Source organism: Maribacter litopenaei (genome assembly GCF_025244665.1).
GTDB lineage: Bacteria > Bacteroidota > Bacteroidia > Flavobacteriales > Flavobacteriaceae > Maribacter > Maribacter litopenaei.
Genome location: NZ_CP104205.1, coordinates 319,878 through 337,967, shown reverse-complemented (window position 1 = coordinate 337,967; position 18,090 = coordinate 319,878). Strand labels below are relative to the sequence as shown.

Annotated in this window: 12 protein-coding genes and 1 pseudogene; 5 read left to right on the top strand and 8 right to left on the bottom strand. The window is 39.7% G+C overall.

What is annotated here, in order from left to right; translation table 11 throughout:
• Window positions 1–56: 56 nt before the first annotated feature.
• Window positions 57–1,178 (top strand): ABC transporter permease, encoded by a 1,122-nt coding sequence (locus NYZ99_RS01825; protein ID WP_260573216.1) that lies wholly within the window; start codon window positions 57–59, stop codon window positions 1,176–1,178.
• Window positions 1,179–1,604: 426 nt separating this feature from the next.
• Here the strand turns inward: NYZ99_RS01825 and NYZ99_RS01820 are convergent, their stop codons facing one another.
• From NYZ99_RS01820 to NYZ99_RS01810, 3 genes are all read right to left on the bottom strand, one after another.
• Window positions 1,605–2,828 (bottom strand): site-specific integrase, encoded by a 1,224-nt coding sequence (locus NYZ99_RS01820; RefSeq protein ID WP_260573215.1) that lies wholly within the window; start codon window positions 2,826–2,828, stop codon window positions 1,605–1,607.
• Between the two features lie 266 nt (window positions 2,829–3,094).
• Window positions 3,095–3,505, bottom strand: a complete 411-nt coding sequence (locus tag NYZ99_RS01815; protein WP_260573214.1) for a VOC family protein — start codon at window positions 3,503–3,505, stop codon at window positions 3,095–3,097.
• Between the two features lie 147 nt (window positions 3,506–3,652).
• Window positions 3,653–4,063 (bottom strand): SRPBCC family protein, encoded by a 411-nt coding sequence (locus tag NYZ99_RS01810; RefSeq protein ID WP_260573213.1) that lies wholly within the window; start codon window positions 4,061–4,063, stop codon window positions 3,653–3,655.
• Between the two features lie 303 nt (window positions 4,064–4,366).
• On the opposite strand from NYZ99_RS01810, the gene NYZ99_RS01805 reads away from it, so the two are divergent.
• The 4 genes and pseudogenes from NYZ99_RS01805 (at window position 4,367) to NYZ99_RS01790 (ending at window position 10,703) form a co-directional block, all read left to right on the top strand.
• On the top strand, window positions 4,367–4,780 hold the full coding sequence (locus NYZ99_RS01805; RefSeq protein WP_260573212.1) for a hypothetical protein: 414 nt from the start codon (window positions 4,367–4,369) through the stop codon (window positions 4,778–4,780).
• 132 nt (window positions 4,781–4,912) lie between these two features.
• A complete protein-coding gene (locus NYZ99_RS01800) occupies window positions 4,913–5,995 on the top strand; it encodes an efflux RND transporter periplasmic adaptor subunit (RefSeq protein ID WP_260573211.1) in 1,083 nt (360 codons plus the stop codon).
• Window positions 5,996–6,017: 22 nt separating this feature from the next.
• Window positions 6,018–9,259: pseudogene (locus NYZ99_RS01795) on the top strand (efflux RND transporter permease subunit).
• Entirely contained in the window at window positions 9,252–10,703 is a 1,452-nt protein-coding gene (locus NYZ99_RS01790) for a TolC family protein (protein WP_260573210.1), read from the top strand. Before NYZ99_RS01795 ends, NYZ99_RS01790 begins: the two are co-directional and overlap by 8 nt.
• A gap of 154 nt (window positions 10,704–10,857) precedes the next feature.
• On the opposite strand, the gene NYZ99_RS01785 is transcribed toward NYZ99_RS01790, so the two are convergent.
• From NYZ99_RS01785 to NYZ99_RS21000, 5 genes are all read right to left on the bottom strand, one after another.
• Window positions 10,858–12,555, bottom strand: coding sequence for an alkaline phosphatase (locus tag NYZ99_RS01785; RefSeq protein WP_260573209.1), 1,698 nt, complete (start codon window positions 12,553–12,555; stop codon window positions 10,858–10,860).
• A 599-nt stretch (window positions 12,556–13,154) separates the two neighbouring features.
• Complete coding sequence (locus NYZ99_RS01780; protein ID WP_260573208.1) at window positions 13,155–14,048, bottom strand: discoidin domain-containing protein; 894 nt, start codon at window positions 14,046–14,048, stop codon at window positions 13,155–13,157.
• Window positions 14,049–14,128: 80 nt separating this feature from the next.
• Window positions 14,129–14,869 carry a family 43 glycosylhydrolase gene (locus tag NYZ99_RS01775; protein ID WP_260573207.1) on the bottom strand — a complete coding sequence of 247 codons (741 nt, stop codon included), beginning with the start codon at window positions 14,867–14,869 and terminating at the stop codon, window positions 14,129–14,131.
• A 107-nt stretch (window positions 14,870–14,976) separates the two neighbouring features.
• Complete coding sequence (locus NYZ99_RS21005; RefSeq protein WP_338039237.1) at window positions 14,977–16,104, bottom strand: helix-hairpin-helix domain-containing protein; 1,128 nt, start codon at window positions 16,102–16,104, stop codon at window positions 14,977–14,979.
• A gap of 8 nt (window positions 16,105–16,112) precedes the next feature.
• Window positions 16,113–17,987, bottom strand: a complete 1,875-nt coding sequence (locus NYZ99_RS21000; protein WP_338039236.1) for a DNA polymerase III subunit alpha — start codon at window positions 17,985–17,987, stop codon at window positions 16,113–16,115.
• Window positions 17,988–18,090: the final 103 nt, after the last annotated feature.

Genomic DNA, 18,090 nt, shown 5'->3' with positions numbered 1-18,090 from the left:
GTTGCTGATCAACATGAATAAGACCTAACCAAAAAGTCTAGCTAGTTTTTATATCGATGAAAATTATCCTGTATATCATAAGAAAGGAATTCAAGCAAATCTTTAGAAATAAAGGAATGCTGCCCATCATTTTTATTTTACCAGTCCTACAATTGGTCATTCTGTCAAATGCAGCTACCTACGAAATAAAAAACATAACTTTTGGTTATGTGGATGCCGATAACAGCAGCACCTCCGGAGGATTAATCGAACGATTTGAGTCTTCAATGTATTTTAACGTATCAGAAAAATTTTCTTCTCAAAAAGATGCCTATACTGCAATGCAAGATGGCAGTGTGGATGTGTATATCAGCATTCCAACAAATTTTGAACGTGATTTACAGGAAAACCAGCACAACGAAATAGGTGTATTTATTGATGCCATTGACGGTTCGGCGGCAGGAGTCATTAATGTGTATGCAAACCAAATTATACGAAACTATAACAAACATATTGCAACAGACTTGATACAGGTTTCAGATTCCGTTCAGCAACCCAGTAGTATAGAGAGTATTCCGTTGTTTTGGTATAACGAAACCCTCAACTACAAAACTTTTATGGTACCAGGTATTTTGGTGCTACTCGTTACTATGATTACGCTGTTTTTATCAGGAATGAACATTGTAAGGGAAAAAGAAATAGGCACATTGGAGCAAATTAATGTAACGCCCATAAAAAAATATCAATTTATCATTGGCAAACTCTTTCCGTTTTGGGTGTTGGGTATGGGACTCTTGACCGTTGGGTTAATTCTCGCCAAATTTATTTTTAACGTGCCCATACTCGGAAACCTACTGCTTCTTTATGGCTATACTTCGGTGTATATACTGGTGATTTTAGGAATGGGTTTGTTTATTTCAAACTTTACCGATACCCAACAGCAAGCCATGTTTATTGCTTGGTTCTTTATCGTGATATTTATTTTGATGAGTGGTTTGTTTACACCCATAGAAAGTATGCCCAAATGGGCGCAGATACTGACAGAATTCAATCCCATTAAATATTTTGTAGAGATTATACGAATGGTAATGCTCAAAGGTTCCGGCTTTACCGATATTTTTCCATTGGCCATAAAAACATTGGCTTATGCAATTGTAATGAATGGTTTGGCCGTTTGGAGTTATAAAAAAACCACCTAAAGATGAGTCGTCCTTAAAAACATAAGAAAAAATTGGTTACAATATATCTCAAATTAAAAGTAAACCTAACCACTTCGTTAATATTTTGTATATAGCAGGATTTTGACTTAAGCAGCAAGCTGCCCTTTTTTCATAAATCATCAAAAACTCGTTCAGAAAGATGCTCCAGTTCCTATTGGACATGTTTAACACTTTATGGTGATTTCTTCCGTTGGCAAATACAAGCACTGATAATAATAAGGGTAATCACAACGTCGAAGTTCGCCAAGGAAAGTTTCTTCTTTGTGTATTGTTGGATATTCACTTTTTAGAATACGATGAATAAATTCAATTTCTAATTCCGTATTCAAAACTGTTTTTTGGATTTTTGTTGCTAGGGAAAAAGAAGTGAAAGTCCAATTATGGATAAGCCGACTAGGGAAAGGACTATCCCGAGAGCTTGTCCATAATTTCGTCCTGGTATTCATCAATTTTGGATTTCCTAAGCCCTGCTAAGTATGCCTGTGTGGTACTGATGCGTTTGTGCCCCAACATTTGGGAAATGGCCGTCAGCGGAATTCCCATGTCATTGGCACTCGAAGCAAATGAATGGCGTGCGGCGTAACTTGTTATATTTTCTTCTATTCCTGCAAGTTCAGCAAGCTTTTTCAAATTATCGTTAAACCTTTTTCTTGCCCAAACTATTTGATTGTAGCTTTCAATTGGATTTTCACTTTTGACTACATCCAATAGATACTCAGTTTTTTTCTTTCCCTCAGTAAAATATGATAACAATGGATTAAGTTGGTCATGGATTTTAATATTGTAAGGTTCATCTGTTTTTTTACGGGAGTATTTGATACGACCGTCAACAATGTTGGACAACTTTAAATGAGCCATATCGACATAGGACATGCCGTTGAGCAGGAAGCTCATCATAAAAATATTCCTGTCCCTAAAAATAGCCGTGCCTTCTTCAAGATCAAGCGAAGCAATTTTGCGAATGGCATCGAAGGTCAAGGCCCGCTTTTCAGGTTTTCCGCTACGTATTACGTAATCGTCAAAGGCGTATCCTTCCTTGTCCGCAACCCCCGCCTTTATAGCTTTACGGTTAATGGCCCGAATGGTTCTTAAATAGACACTAAGGCCGCCCAGTTTATTGCCCTTGGCCAAATGGTGCTTTTCAAATCGGTTTAGGAATTCGAGATTCAATTCATCAAATGTGAAATCCTTGTTGTTTCTGAAATTCTTTACCGCTTTTAAGGCATGTTTGTAAGCCCTTGCATTTCCAATACGGTTCGCTTTTATTAGGTCTGCTATCTGCTTTTCGGCAAACTGGTAAAAAGTCACCTTTTTTGTGGTACGGGTAATATGGCTCCTTACCTCGGACACGCTCATATACTTCAATTTGTCACCCTCCTCCAATTTAGCAAGGATATCGACCATACGGGCGATTTTCTTTTGCAAAAGGTTGTTCAGACGGGAAGGCGATTCTGTGCCTTTGAAGGATGACCTAATTTTTTGCCTTTTATCATCCCATTCGGAAGCTGATAATTTGTATCCTGTACCTATACTTGTGGATTTTCGATTATGGGTCAATCGAAAAATTAATGGGAAGATTTTGATATCTTTCCTTCGTTTATCCAATGAGAGCTTTATGTATGTAGCCATATTAAATGTTAAAGTCTGCGCGCAAATTTGCACGCAGTTTGCACGCAAAAAGTGGTTTTTTATGGTCTTAAATATACTTAAAGATACAACTAACCCCTGAAAATCCCCGTATTTATTGACTTTTTAATTCATATGAATTTAAATAAAATCTGCCTGTCACGCAGGGGGTCGCGGGTTCGAGTCCCGTCCAGACCGCAAAAAGCCTTCAATTTCTTGAAGGCTTTTTTGTTTTCCGTTGGTTTTCTAAACTTTTAAATCCACTGAAATTACTTGGGCATTTTATCCATTTCCATATACAACATGCTCCATCTATGACCGTCTAGATCCATAAAACCCATTGCATACATCCAGCCATCCACCTCGGCTGGTTCTGCAAAAATCTTTCCCCCTGCCTTTTTTACGCTAGTTGTCATTTCGTCTACCTCTGTTCTTGTTTGTGCGTCTAGGTTAATCAACATTTCTGAACCTATACTGGTGTCGGAAATCTCAGATTGAGTAAAATGTTGAAATGCATACTCCGGAAAGAGCATTAACACAAAATCATTTTCACCTATTAAAAAACTTGCCATATGAGTGGCATGGGCGTGCATTGGATTTTCCCTAAACCCAATTTGCTTAAAAAATACCTTGGAAGCTTCGATATCCTTTACTGGCAGATTTAGCCAAATTGATTTCATATTTTTTACGATTAGGTGGATTAATCAAATATAACCAACTTTATAAGAAAGAAATTCAAGCAACAAAGAATCGAAAATCAGTAGTATCCAAAAAATCATTTTAAGCTTACGATTTTAAAATATATATGACTAATTGGTTAATCTTATTTAATTGGATTCTACATAGTTCTTGAAATTATTTAAAATGGCATGCCACCCTTGGCGTTGTAAATCCAATGGATTTTGGTTTTCGGGCTCAAAGGTCTCCACTATTTTAGTTTTGCCATTATTTTCCGAAAATTTAATCGATACTTCCCGTCCATCATCCAAGGTATATTCCAAAGTGCTATTTGGGACTATTTTGGTATAATGACCTCCAAAATCAAATCCCATACTACCATCCTTGGCTTCCATTCTGCTTGAAAATCTACCACCTTCTTTTAATTCACTTTCCGCTTTTGGGCAATGCCAATCAGGAGAAGCAAAATTCCAATTTTGAATATGTTCCGGCTTTGTCCAATATGTCCAAGCCTTTTCTATACTACTATCTACAACTGTAGAAATTTCTATTGTCTTCATATCTATTTATTTTAACTGACTTGTTTTTAATCTATTACTTCAAATATACTCTACGATATCCTTTCGAAATTTGGCAAACCCGACAATAAAAGGGGTAAATGCGTCAAATCCTGAATAATGTCTTTTATTTGAAAAGAAAGGGTTTAGTGCATTGCCAAGATTGACATTTAGTAATCCATTAATTACTAATTATATAAAAAAAGCTCCACTAGGCTTCAATAATCACTTTTCTATCGATTTTTACATTTTTTTAACAACCACTTTTTGTTAACAGTATTTTCTTGATATAATTTCGCCTTCGAAATGAAACAAAGATTTTTTAGATATGCATTGCCATTAGTGCTCACCTTATTGTGTGGGCTTTACTTTGTTCATTCCAACTTAAAGGTTGAGGATACCGTAAGTTCAGATAACAAGGAATCTTTATTTGAACTAAAAGACGTTAACCAACATGCCAGTATTGGTATCAATCCCTTATCCAGTGATAAGAAACTTGCTATTGAGGTTGCCGAAAGTGAAGAGCAAGAAGAGGAGGTACGCCATACCACGCCTTCTCAGAACAGCAAACATTTGGGTGCCGTTTCAGCTACTTTATTGAGTGCCCAATTCCTATGGCATTCCCTTTTTGATACAAAAAAATCCTTTGCCGCCCTTAGTGCATCGGATACAACTTTCCCGTTTAGAAGATACATCCAGTATCAGGTATTTAGGCTATAGAATATAACGGTCAACATATAAGCCGTTGACCTTCAGCAAAATCCTTACAACAGCGCAAGACACTTAGAGCTATGTTAGGTTGTTTGGTGTTATCTCAATTCTAAGTTTAAATAATTTTCTAAATAATTAATTATGAGGAGAATCCCCATGATTGTAGGCCTTTTCGTTATTACAGGCCTAACTAATTGTAACCACAAAAAAGAATCACATAAAGAGGAGACCCAATTTTTGGTCACCAGCCCCATTGTAAAGGATACATCCATAACCAAGGATTATGTGGCGCAAATACATTCCATTAGACATATAGAGCTACGGGCCCTTGAAAAAGGATACCTCAAGGAAATACATGTTGATGAAGGTCAATTTGTAAAAAAAGGGCAAAAAATGTTCAATATCATGCCCAATGTATATCAGGCAGATTTACAAAAAGCGGAGGCAGAAGCAAAAATTGCGGAAATAGAACTCAAAAATACCCAGCTCTTGGCAGACGGAAACGTCGTATCAGAAAATGAACTTTCTATGGCCAAAGCTACGTTGGAAAAAGCAAAGGCGGAAGTTGCCCTTGCCCGGACGCATTTAGGTTTTACAGATGTTAGGGCTCCCTTTGATGGTATCATGAATCACCTTCACGTAAGGGAAGGTAGCTTACTCGATGAAGGAGAGTTATTGACAACCTTATCCGATAACTCAGAGATGTGGGTGTATTTCAATGTTCCCGAAGCCGAATATCCGGATTATATCATGAGCAAGGACAAAGATGAAAAAAAATCCGTCGGTCTTTTATTGGCCAATAATAGGCAGTTTAACCAAATTGGAATTGTACAGACCATAGAAGGTGAGTTCAATAACGAAACAGGGAACATTGCTTTCAGGGCCACTTTCCCAAATCCGGACAAAATATTAAGACATGGTGAAACAGGCAGTATTTTGATGACCATACCTTTTCAAAATGCCCTGATCATACCTCAAAAGGCCACTTTTGAGGTCTTGGACAAAAAATTTGTATTTGTGGTCGATAACCAAGGTAAGGTAAATCAAAGGGAAATCTCCGTTGTAGGGGAATTACCTGATTTGTTCTTGGTGGACAAAGGCCTATCCGAAAAGGAAAGGATCATATTGGATGGCATACGAATGGTGAAGGACGGTGATACAATCGAAACGGAGTTCGTAGAACCGAATTCCGTAATCGGTAATCTGTCCCTATACGCCGAATAGGTAACCCACAAATTCCTAAAAAATGTTTAAAAAGTTTATAAAAAGACCGGTGTTGGCCATTGTCATATCGGTTATGATAGTTTTTACGGGCCTTCGGCCATAAAACAATTGCCCATTTCGCAATTTCCCGAAATTGCACCTACCACGGTCAACATATTTATTGCCTACCCCGGTGCTAGTGCGGACGTATTGGTAAACTCTACGCTTATCCCCTTGGAAACGGCTATTAACGGGGTCCAAGGAATGCGCTATTTAGCATCCGATGCCACCAGTGCGGGTGAGGGAACCCTTAGGGTCATTTTTGAACCTGGCACAGATCCAAACCGGGCAGTTGTTATGGTGAAGACAAGAGTAGACCAGGTTATGCCGAACTTACCGGAATTGGTACAGCGCGAAGGGATTGTTATTACACCTGTTCAGCCCAGTATGTTGATGTATGTTAACCTTTTCGACGAGGACGGGCACAATGATGAAAAGTTCCTCTATAACTACGCTTACACCAAGATCATACCGGAAATTCAACGTATAAACGGTATAGCCAGTGCCCGGATTTTAGGCAGCCGAAAATATGCGATGAGAGTTTGGCTAAAGCCTGACCGTATGCGTGCATATAACGTTTCTGCCGAGGAGATTATGGAGGCCATGCAGGAGCAAAGCATCATTGCACGTCCCGGTAGATTGGGGCAAAGCTCGGGCATTAAATCTCAATCGCTGGAATATGTACTTACCTATATAGGAAGGTATAATGAAGCCGATCAGTACAAAGAAATTATTGTTCGTGCCAACGCCGAAGGTGAGACAATTACCCTGGGGGATTTGGCCGATGTAGAACTTGGAAGCGAATTCTTTGATATCTATTCCAACTTGGATGGACATCCATCGGCTTCCATTGTTTTAAAACAGACACTCGGCAGTAACGGTAAGGATGTAATTGATCAGGTTAAGGCCAAATTAACGGAATTAAAGGAAGAACTTCCTCCTGGAGTGGATTATAGTATCAACTATGATGTCGCCAACTTTTTGGATGCCTCCATAGAACAGGTATTACACACCCTTAGAGATGCATTTATTCTAGTTGCTATCGTTGTGTTCCTCTTTTTAGGGGATTGGAGATCTACCTTGATACCCATTATCGCAGTACCGGTTTCCCTCATCGGTGCCTTTTTCGTGATGCAGCTATTTGGACTTTCCATTAATCTAATTACCCTATTTGCCTTGGTATTGGCCATTGGTATTGTTGTGGATAATGCCATTGTGGTCGTAGAGGCGGTACACGTTAAAATGGAAGAGGAAAAATTGGACCCATTCAAGGCATCCAAAGAAGTACTTGGCGAAATTGGTGGGGCCATCATTGCTATCACCCTGGTAATGGTTTCTGTATTCATTCCAATTTCGTTCATGACCGGGCCCGTTGGCGTATTCTACCGGCAATTCTCCATAACCATGGCAGGATCTATTGTAATCTCGGCTGTTGTGGCCTTGACCTTGACACCAGTTCTATGTGCCATTATGTTGAAAAACAACCATGGTAAGCATAGAAAGAAATCCCCCATAGATAAATTTATCGACTGGTTCAATAGAGGGTTTGAACGGCTTACCAGTGGATATGTTGGACTGTTGAACAAAATTGTTGCCCGTAGGGTTGTGACCTTTGGAATCCTTATTGCTTTCTGTGCCGGTATCTTCTTTACCAACGAATCGCTTCCGGCAGGATTTATTCCCAACGAGGACCAAGGTATGATCTATGCGATTATCCGGACTCCTCCAGGGTCTACTTTGGAAAGGACCAATGATGTTGCCCGTAAACTTCAACAGATTTGTGAGGAAACGGAAGGGGTTGAGTCCGTTTCATCCTTGGCAGGTTATGAGATCATGACAGAGGGACGTGGTTCCAATGCGGGTACCTGTCTAATCAACTTAAAACCATGGTCAGAACGACATCATTCGATCCATGAGATCATGGAGGAGTTGGAAGAGGAAACAAAGAATCTTGGTGCAAGGATCGAGTATTTTGAGCCGCCAGCTGTTCCAGGATTTGGTTCTTCGGGAGGTTTTTCCATGCGTTTACTCGATAAGACCAATTCAACGGATTATCATGAATTTGGTAAGATAAACGATGATTTCATGGAAGCTTTGGGCAAACGCGAAGAGCTTACCGGCTTATTCTCGTTCTTTTCGGCAAACTATCCGCAATACGAGCTTAAAATAAATAATAAAATTGCCATGCAAAAAGGGGTTTCCATTGGAAAGGCCATGGAAAACCTCAACATTCTTATTGGTAGTACCTATGAGCAAGGTTTTATTCTTTATGGAAGGTTCTTTAAGGTCTATACCCAGGCAGCTCCGTAATATAGGGCATTACCGTCTGATTTGGAAAAGTTGTTCGTTAAAAACGAAGAAGGCGAAATGGTGCCCTACTCAGCATTTATGACCTTGGAGAAAAGGTTAGGATCTAACGAAATAACACGTTATAATCTTTATAACTCTGCTACTATAAACGGTCTTCCAGCGCCGGGTTACACTACCGGAGACGCTATCAATGCTATAAGGGAAGTAGCAGCGGAATCACTTCCTAGAGGTTACGATATTGCGTGGGAGGGTCTATCCTTCGATGAGGCCAACAGGGGAAATGAGTCCCTGTATATTTTCATAGTGGTACTCATATTCGTATACTTTGTTTTGGCCGCCCAGTACGAGAGTTTTCTACTTCCTTTTGCGGTAATTCTTTCCCTCCCAGTTGGGGTATTTGGATCCTTCGCCTTATTAAAGCTGATGGGGCTGGCAAATGATGTGTATGCCCAAATTGGGGTAATCATGTTAGTGGGATTATTGGGAAAAAATGCGGTTTTGATCGTAGAATTTGCGGTACAAAAGCATAGACAGGGAGCCACTGTTATAGAAGCCGCCATTGAAGGTTCTAGAGCACGTTTCAGACCTATCCTAATGACCTCTTTTGCCTTCATAGCCGGGCTTATTCCTTTGGTAATAGCTACGGGAGCCGGAGCTATTGGAAATAGAACCATTGGGGGCTCCGCCTTGGGAGGTATGCTAATTGGAACCATCGGGGGCGTACTTGTGATACCAGGTCTGTACTACATTTTTGCAAAAATAGCAGAAGGAAGAAGCCTTATTAAAGATGAGTCCAGCGAACCTGTTTCAGAAGAGTTCATGAGAATTTCAGAGGAAGAAAGCAGGACAAAAACTGCCCTAACGGAAATGAAAAAACTTTTAAAAAAATTAACCAAAAGAAAAGACGATGAATAATTTTAAATTGAATATAACACTTGGTCTTAAACCGGTCGTCGTCTGCCTGTTATTGTTGGGGACAATCTACTCTTGCATCCCTTCTAAATCTATACGGGAGGAGAACACAGCCATTCCGGAGAATTATCAGGGAAAAACAACGGACACCTTAAATTCAGCCACGATTCAATGGAGGGAATTTTTCTCTGATGCCTATTTGATAAGTCTCATAGATACGGCCTTGGTCAATAACCAGGAGTTGAATATCATGCTACGCCAAATAGATGTAGCGCAAAACGAGGTAAAGGCCGGAAAAGGGGAATACCTCCCTTTTGTTGATGTTAAGGCAGGAGCCGAAGTCGAAAAAGTGGGAGAATACACCCGAAACGGTGCAGTGGAAAAAAACCTGAATATTCGGGAAGATGAAGAATTTCCTGAACCATTAACAGATTATTCTGCTGGTATTTTTGCCTCTTGGGAATTGGATGTTTGGAAAAAGCTCAGGAATTCCAAAAAGTCGGCAGTTTTGGAATATTTGGCTACTGTGGAAGGTAAAAATTTTATGATAACGAGCTTAATTGCCGAAATCGCCGATTCTTATTACGAATTGATCGCTTTGGACAATCAATTGTCCATTATCGAACAAAACTTGGAAATACAAGGAAATGCCATGAAGATGGTCCGTTTGCAAAAACAAGCCGCTCGAGCCACGGAGTTGGCCGTAAAACGGTTTGAAGCGGAGGTCCTAAAAAATAAGAGTCACAAATTTGAAGTACAGCAGCAGGTAGTAGAAACGGAAAACAAGCTCAATTTCCTCATTGGTAGGTCACCTCAACGGATTGAAAGAAATTCGGAAGGTTTTATTGAAAGTGAAATTGACACCATTTATTCGCGTATACCTGCTCAATTGCTTCAAAACCGACCGGATATCCGTCGCGCTGAATTTGAATTGCAGGCTTCTAAACTTGATGTCAAGGTTGCAAGGGCCAATTTTTACCCCTCCATTGGCATCAAGGCCGGTATCGGGTTAGAGGCATTTAAGCCCAAATATCTCACCGAGACCCCGCAGTCCTTGTTGTATTCCACAGTAGGTGACCTTGTTGCCCCATTAATCAACAGAAATGCACTAAAAGCAGCGTACAATACGGCAAATGCAAGACAAATACAAGCGGTATTTGAGTATGAGAAATCGATATTGGGAGGCTATATTGAAGTTGCCAATCAGTTATCAAAGCTTGAAAATCTCAAAAATACCTATGAATTAAAGGCGGACCAAGTCAAGACCTTAACCGAATCCATTAATCTTTCCACCCAATTGTTTCAATCAGCAAGGGTCGAATATATTGAGGTGCTTCTAACACAACGTGAGGCTTTGGAATCTAAAATGGAACTGGTCGAAACCAAAAGAGATCAATTGATTGCCCGTGTGGACATCTACAGAGCCCTTGGTGGCGGATGGAATTGATCATTCTCCCGAAACCTATATTTAAAAGCCTCCCAATTGGGAGGCTTTTTTTATTTTTTCCAAGAATGGTCAGTTCCTGGCCTCCATAATTTTCTTAAGCTTTGAGAATATCTCAGAGTTTTCATACACCCCTTGAAAATGTTGTGCTTTTGATTCATACGCGAATAAAGGTACCATGATAGCTGTGTGATCGATGGTCAAAAAATCTCCTTGAACCTCTCCATTTTCCAAATTTCCACCAACGATTCCAAAGCCGAGACGTTTCGTGATCGGCCGTAATCAATACCAATGTATTTTTCGTTTTATCGGCAAATTTTAATACCTCGGTAACCGCCGCATCAAAGTCCAACATTTCATCTATTATGGTGGCCGTATTATTTGAGTGACCTCCATTATCAATTTGGGCTCCTTCTAAGACCATAAAGAAGGGCTCGTTACCCTTTGAAAGAACTTCCATAGATTTTTTTACTGATTTTGGCAACATATCCTGCCTACCCTTTTCCATGGTGGGCATCTTATTGTCCCCCAAAAAAACCGCAGTCTTTCTATGTAAATCGTTAAATGCTGTAAGTGTGGTTCGATTAAAAACTGTGTCCAATTCAGCAACATAACGTTCTCCCCCAGCAATGAAAAAATCAAGTTCGCTTGCTATCAAACCGTTAAGTATCCCTTCCGTATTATCCCTATCCTTTACATGGGCATAGAATGACGATGGAGTTGCACCGTAAATGGCATCGGTGGTAATGATTCCAGTTTTGTATCCCATGTCGGATGCCACATCCACCAAGTTTTTTAGCTCCTCACCGTTTGGGCCTAACCCTATCGCCCTATTATTCGTTTTTTGTCCCGTGGCCATCGCCGTTGCCCCTGCGGCCGAATCTGTTATTAAATCATCAAACGAGGAAGTTTTGATCAACCCAATATCCCTAATATTTGTCATGCTCAATCGACCTTTATTCGCAATCATAGCGGCGGAAATTTGTGCCAACCCGTTACCGTCACCAATCATAAGAATGATATTTGTAGGTTTAGAGTTAGGGTCGAAATTGTATTCGGGATTATATGTTGTTTTAACCTCCCCTTTATATATATTTTCATCCAAGGACTCCAAATAGTCATATACCAATGCCGGTTGATCCGTGTTGATAAAATCAACTCCTAATTTGGCCATCCGGGCCCAAGCAGTTTTAGTATCCGGGGTCGCCCAAAACCTAAAGGGCTTATCAAAGGCATGCGCTATGGCTATAGCCTCTTTAATCCGCTTTAATTCTTCTTCGACCATGCGTCCGTATCCGTTCCGGACAGAGAACTTTTGAAAGCTAAGGCTAATCATTGCCACTTTGTCCGGAGGTACGGAATCCAAATCATCCAAATTTTGATGATCAAAGGAAATGTATTCGGGATAATTATTATAATCTCTTGGTTTAGGACGGTTACCTGAAATCACAAAGGACACCTTATTTCCTTGAATAAGGCAAGGAGATTTCTTTAATACATCTTGTATCGCGTTCAGGGTCGTCTCAGAAGACGATTTAATATCCAGTAAAAGTTGTATTTCTCTTAACTTTCCCGCTTTCTCCAGTTCAAGCAAAGGTTCTAAATAAAGAGATGACAAAGTTCGCCCTTCTATAATTTCAGATTCATTATGGGTAACATACAAGGTATTATTCTTTAGAAATAAATCTACCTCTATGGAAGAAGCGTTGTTGATATAAGCTTTAATAAAGGGAAAGTCTTGATGATAATCATTGTGGGAATGTACCTTATAAGTTCCCTGTCCATAGGTAAATTGGTATGCACAGACTAGAATCCAAAGTGTTAACAGATATTTTTTTAAACTATTAATTTTCATTTCCAACATGTTTAATCGCTCCCATTATTAAGGAACTACCTAATCAGCCATTAAAATACCATGGACAGCCAATTGCGTATATTATTTTTTTTTAATTCTTTCCAATCAACCTACGCCAAAATTAATTTTGCAGTTTGTTGTAAGGAGTTTGGTTCCTAGGGTATACGCAACTATAATTCAGACTCAGCGAATCATTACAGGTACTATCATCTCCACGAATTTAGATATATGTGACTAAATCTAGTATAATCTGATTTATAACTTAACAGATTTCATATAGTTATCCTTAATTAAGTTGGAGTTACTGAGTAACGAAAACACCTTCGTAAACAGCAACTATTTTAGTTCAAATTCTGATATGATCATTTAAACACTCTCAAATGGATGATCATTTGTCTTCACTTTTTTGGGGCTTAAAGAAAGAGAAGTGGTTTTTACCGATATTTTCCCTCAGGTGTTCGAAGAGTTTGCCGATAGAGACCCTCTTGTAGTTACTTTAGTAGTATAAATAAACTAACACCAAATACAATACATTATGAAAAAGTGTATTATACTGCTTGCCATTTACACCTTATTACTTCTATTTTATTAGAAGGGTTTTACTCCAGTTTTAGGATAGGAGATTTTTCAGACACACCATTCTCATTGAAGACTTCTATAGAAAAATAGTACGTTTGATCCGAATTCAAGGATTTTATATCCAAACTTGTATCCTCATAAACCATCCAAGAACTATATAATTTGTTTGGGGCAATACCCCAAAGAACATTGTATCCTTGTGCATCTTTAACCGCATTCCAAGATAAGTTGGCTCCCCGACGCATATCCTTCCGTTCCAAAGTAAATTTCTTTAATGGCTTAGGTGCCTTACCAAAACCGTTCCCAAAAATTCGAATATCTGAAATAGATAAATAAGAGGTTGGCACATGTACGTTACGATATCGAATGTGTTTAGTCTTTATAGGGTTTTGAAGTACCACATAATCGTTGGGTACATCCTTGCTATTTTCACTCCTATCGATTACCGTTTCCCAATGGATTCCATCCAATGAAGCTTCTATACTATATTGATGATAAAGACCAGGAATTTTTCCATATAAGTCAGACTTATAATCATTATAATTAATCTGAAGGGCCTTTACCACTGCCGGTTGTTCCAAATCAATTTCAATCCACTGGTTTTCTCCATTTTCTTGGGCAACCCAAAAAGTTTTTACATTTTCATCGACCAAATTTTCAGCGTTATAATCCTCAAGGGCTGATGAAACCTTTACCGGCTTTTTATAGGATAGTAGCATCCATCCCGTAAATGTCCCATGCCTATCTGTTTCCGATGGTGCATAATGAGGATAGTCACCAAATCGTGTATTGGCATACAGAAGTCCATCTGTATCAATAAAGGTAGGAAACATACCTATTCTTCTTTCCCAACCAACACTGACCCCAACGGACATGGATGAAAAATGCCAATATTGATTTCCAGGTCCCAACACGGTACTGCCATGTCCAGCTCCATTAATAAACCCTCCGGGTTTATAAGAAAATGGATTATTGGGAGCATAGTTAAACGGCCCTAAGGGAGTATCCGATATGTAAACCCCATCCCCATAGACATTGAATTCGGTCCGGGAGCTGCATATTGCAAATAATATTTCCCATTTATTTTATTCATCCATGGTCCTTCAATATATCCACCGTTAATGCTATCTGAGTGGTTTTCACCAAACCGTTCCCAGCCATGTTTTTCTCGCTCTAGGTTAAAAAATTCATGGATTTCATCAGACGGACGGAACCGTTTCTTCTTATCCAACTTCCTGGCACGTACTGGAAATGTATTGGAAGACCCCCAATACATGTAGGCCTGACCGTCATCATCTATAAACAATGCAGGATCTTGTAAGTTATGCAGTATGGATGGGGTAGCTTCCCACTCTCCATTTTCCGGAGAATCACTGAACAATACACTCATGGAACCTGATGGATTACCGGCCATATACAAAACAGAATCCCTGTAATTGAATGCGGCCGGGGCATTTGATCCTTGAAAATACCATTGTTTAGGTTTTATGAATTCCCAATGGTGCATGTCCTTTGAGTACCAGTATCCCATGAATCTGGTAACGAACATGTAATAGTCATCCTTAAACCTGACTACGGCCGGATCCGCACCAGATCTATACGACAAATCTTCGTGGGCGTTATAAATCATATAGGTATAATCTATGTTTATAGGATTACAATAAGTGGCTGGTTGAGCAAAGGAAACAGTAATCCCAAAAGCAAGTGAAAGTATCAAAGTAATTATATCTCGCATGATTCTTCTTTTAGCATTATCCTCATGAAAGTAACAAAATTTGGGAAATCTAAATTTGTAAAACCACTATCTAATTATAGCACATAAACATAATAACCATGTAGTTATTAAACCTTTATATTTTTTTTGAATTGGATGATAATGATAAAACATCCTTTTCGGCAAAGATTTTGGTACTGGTCTTCATATCGGCATAACGCGGGTCTCGGTATATAATCCTCTTTTCGCATTTTGATTACTTCTATGCTCAAAAAATCGAACTCGCTCACCACTTTTCCATAAAATCGATAAATGCCCCTGCCCCTAAAAGCGTACTTGGCCGCTACGGGTGGGAACAACACCGTATCGAAAACCATTCCCTGTTGATCCACCAAGGTGGCGAAATGCATACGTTTTCCTGTATGGGTACTGGTATTTTTTACCGTAACCAAATATCCATAAATGTCTATGTAGCCATTTAGGTATTGCTTTAAATCCTTACTGCCGTTCGTATTTTTTGGAGGTGCTGCCAATAGCTGGAAAGGACTGCAAAGACAAAATCCCAACAACTCCAATTGCGTAAAGGCATCCTCTTGATCACTGGTATGCAAAGGGGGCATCTTAAAATTTTGATGTACTGCCGGAAAAAGTTTAGGATGTTCCAATTTTACACCCTTGTTCAAAAACAAATGGGCCTTCCATAATAGTTGATGTTTATTGACCCCTGTGAACCTAAATGCATCGATTCGTATCAGAATACTGACTTGTTCTATGGATATTACGACACGGTCCAAAAAATCCTCCAAGGAGGTAAAGGTACCTTTCCGACTCCTTTCTCTTAGGATGCGTTCCGCAACCCTACTTTCCAAATCCCGTAAATAGCCCAGTCCCAAGAAAATAGCCTTTCCATAGATTACATTATTATGATTGCTCCTATTAATGCATGGAGGGTGTATCGTGGCCCCCAGCATTCGAGCTTCATGGATATAAAATTCCGTTCGGTAGAAACCGCCCCCATTATTAAGGACGGCCACCATATACTCCAACGGATAATACGCCCTTAAAAACAAGGTTTGGTAGCTTTCTACCGCATAGGAGGCGGAATGACCCTTTGCAAAAGCATAACCGGCAAAACTGGCAATCTGCTCCCATACCTCAAAAATGACACTATCCGGTTCTCCCTTTTTGCGACAATTTTCGATAAATTTTAAACGCACCTTTTCAAACTCTTCCCGTGAACGAAACTTTCCGCTCATCCCCCTTCTTAAAACATCGGCTTCTCCCGGATCACAGTCGCAAAATAATGGGCCACTTTAATCACATCTTCCTGATATACCATGACCCCATAGGTATCAGGCATAATATCCAACATTACTGGATGTGCTCTTTCTTCTGTTCTCCCCTTTTCCCGGTGCCTGAGTATATATTCACGCATCATACCACTTTTGGCCACCCCTGGTCTAATGATAGAGCTGGCAGCCACAAGGCCAAGGTAATTGTCGACCTCCAGTTTTTTCAACAACATCCGCATGGCAGGGGATTCTACATAAAAACATCCCATGCATTGTGCGGTCTTAATCAGGTCATTGATCCTGGAATCCTTTTTGAATTTTTTGACATCGTGGATATCGATTTCATCAGGATTATCTATGCGGTTATAGGCAATAATCTCCAAGGATTCCTTGATTTTTGCCAACCCCCTTTGACCAAGAATATCGAACTTGTACAATCCTACATCCTCTGCAATGACCATATCAAATTGGGTAGTAGGATAGCCCTTTGGCGGCAGGTGCGTAGCGGAAAACCAATGCAACGGTCTTTCGCTTATTAAAATACCTCCGGCGTGAATGCTCAGGTAATTGGGCATTCCCATGATCAACCGACCGTATTTTAGGACCAACCGTGCCACCTCATCAAGCTTTCCCGAATCGAATCTTCCCTCAGAAAGGAAATCGATTTCATCTTTAGGAAGCCCAAATACCTTTCCCAACTCCCGAATGACCCCTCTTTCCTTAAAAGTAACATAGGTTCCCAAAAGGGCCACATGCTGAAAACGATCAAAAATATATTGGGTCATTACTGGTCGATCGTGATGTGAAAAATCAATATCAAAATCAGGGGGATTGGTACGATAGAGGTTTATGAAGCGCTCAAAATATAGGTCGAGTTCCATGGGATTCACATCCGTAATTCGCAATAAATAAGCTACAATACTATTGGCACCGCTGCCCCTGCCCACATAGAAAAACCCTTGCTTACGTGCGTAGGAAACAATATCCCAATTGATCAAAAAATAAGAAACGAACCCCTTTTCCTTAATAAGCCCCAACTCTTTTTGTAAACGTTCCATAATACCCTCCCCACCATCGGGATAACGATACGGCAAGCCTTCAAGACATAACCGCTCGATCATCCGTTCATCCTCCTCCCTAGAGTCCGTATAGTTTTGCAGATTTTGAGGTTTCCTATCCTGTGAAAAATCAAATTGGATAGAGCAGGATTTCAACAAACGGTCTGTGTTTTCAAGAATAAAGGGATATTCAGAAAAAGCAGCGGCCAAATTTTCAATAGGATACATTTTTTCATCCTCATTGCCTTCCTCTGTTTTTTCCAACTTGCTCAACAATACATTCTTATCAATGGCTCTCAACAATCTATGGGCATTGAAATCGCCTTTATTGCGAAAAGTAACCGGTTGTTGTACCACCAACCTATCCTTTAAGCACAATAGTCTTGAAAACGGCAAACGTCGCAAATCGGCAATGGAGATACCTATGAATTCATAATCTGCAAAGGTTTGTATCTCGTTACGAAGTACCTGCTCAAAGGGATAAATGACATAGACATTCTTAAACTTTGGCGCAACTATGGGCAATGGTCTTTCCTTATGCAAATGCTCAGAAAGAAAATTGTTCAGTTCCAAATACCCATCGTTGTTTTTGGCTATACCTATGAAACAAGATTCCACGCCATTTCTAAAATCAATCCCCAATAGTGGTGTGACATCGTATTCGGAAGCTTTTCGAACAAAATTGAGACATGCAGATGTATTGTTGATATCCGTAAGTACTAACCGTGTAACACCATTTTTTTGGGCCAAACCCAAAAGCTCTTCCTCGGAAAAGGTTCCGTAGCGCAAACTGTAATATGTGTGGCAATTCAAGTACAAGGGACAAATTCAAGTGTCAAGTTCAAATTCAAATTCAAAAGCTACTGGTTGTTGGTAATCAATAATATCTATT

What these genes read in the sequence shown, in the direction of transcription:
- NYZ99_RS01825 (WP_260573216.1), top strand. Translation starts at nt 57, where the DNA reads ATGAAAATTATCCTGTATATCATAAGAAAGGAATTCAAGCAAATCTTT.
- NYZ99_RS01820 (WP_260573215.1), bottom strand. Translation starts at nt 2,828, where the DNA reads ATGGCTACATACATAAAGCTCTCATTGGATAAACGAAGGAAAGATATC.
- NYZ99_RS01815 (WP_260573214.1), bottom strand. Translation starts at nt 3,505, where the DNA reads ATGAAATCAATTTGGCTAAATCTGCCAGTAAAGGATATCGAAGCTTCC.
- NYZ99_RS01810 (WP_260573213.1), bottom strand. Translation starts at nt 4,063, where the DNA reads ATGAAGACAATAGAAATTTCTACAGTTGTAGATAGTAGTATAGAAAAG.
- NYZ99_RS01805 (WP_260573212.1), top strand. Translation starts at nt 4,367, where the DNA reads ATGAAACAAAGATTTTTTAGATATGCATTGCCATTAGTGCTCACCTTA.
- NYZ99_RS01800 (WP_260573211.1), top strand. Translation starts at nt 4,913, where the DNA reads ATGAGGAGAATCCCCATGATTGTAGGCCTTTTCGTTATTACAGGCCTA.
- NYZ99_RS01790 (WP_260573210.1), top strand. Translation starts at nt 9,252, where the DNA reads ATGAATAATTTTAAATTGAATATAACACTTGGTCTTAAACCGGTCGTC.
- NYZ99_RS01785 (WP_260573209.1), bottom strand. Translation starts at nt 12,555, where the DNA reads ATGAAAATTAATAGTTTAAAAAAATATCTGTTAACACTTTGGATTCTA.
- NYZ99_RS01775 (WP_260573207.1), bottom strand. Translation starts at nt 14,869, where the DNA reads ATGCGAGATATAATTACTTTGATACTTTCACTTGCTTTTGGGATTACT.
- NYZ99_RS21005 (WP_338039237.1), bottom strand. Translation starts at nt 16,104, where the DNA reads ATGAGCGGAAAGTTTCGTTCACGGGAAGAGTTTGAAAAGGTGCGTTTA.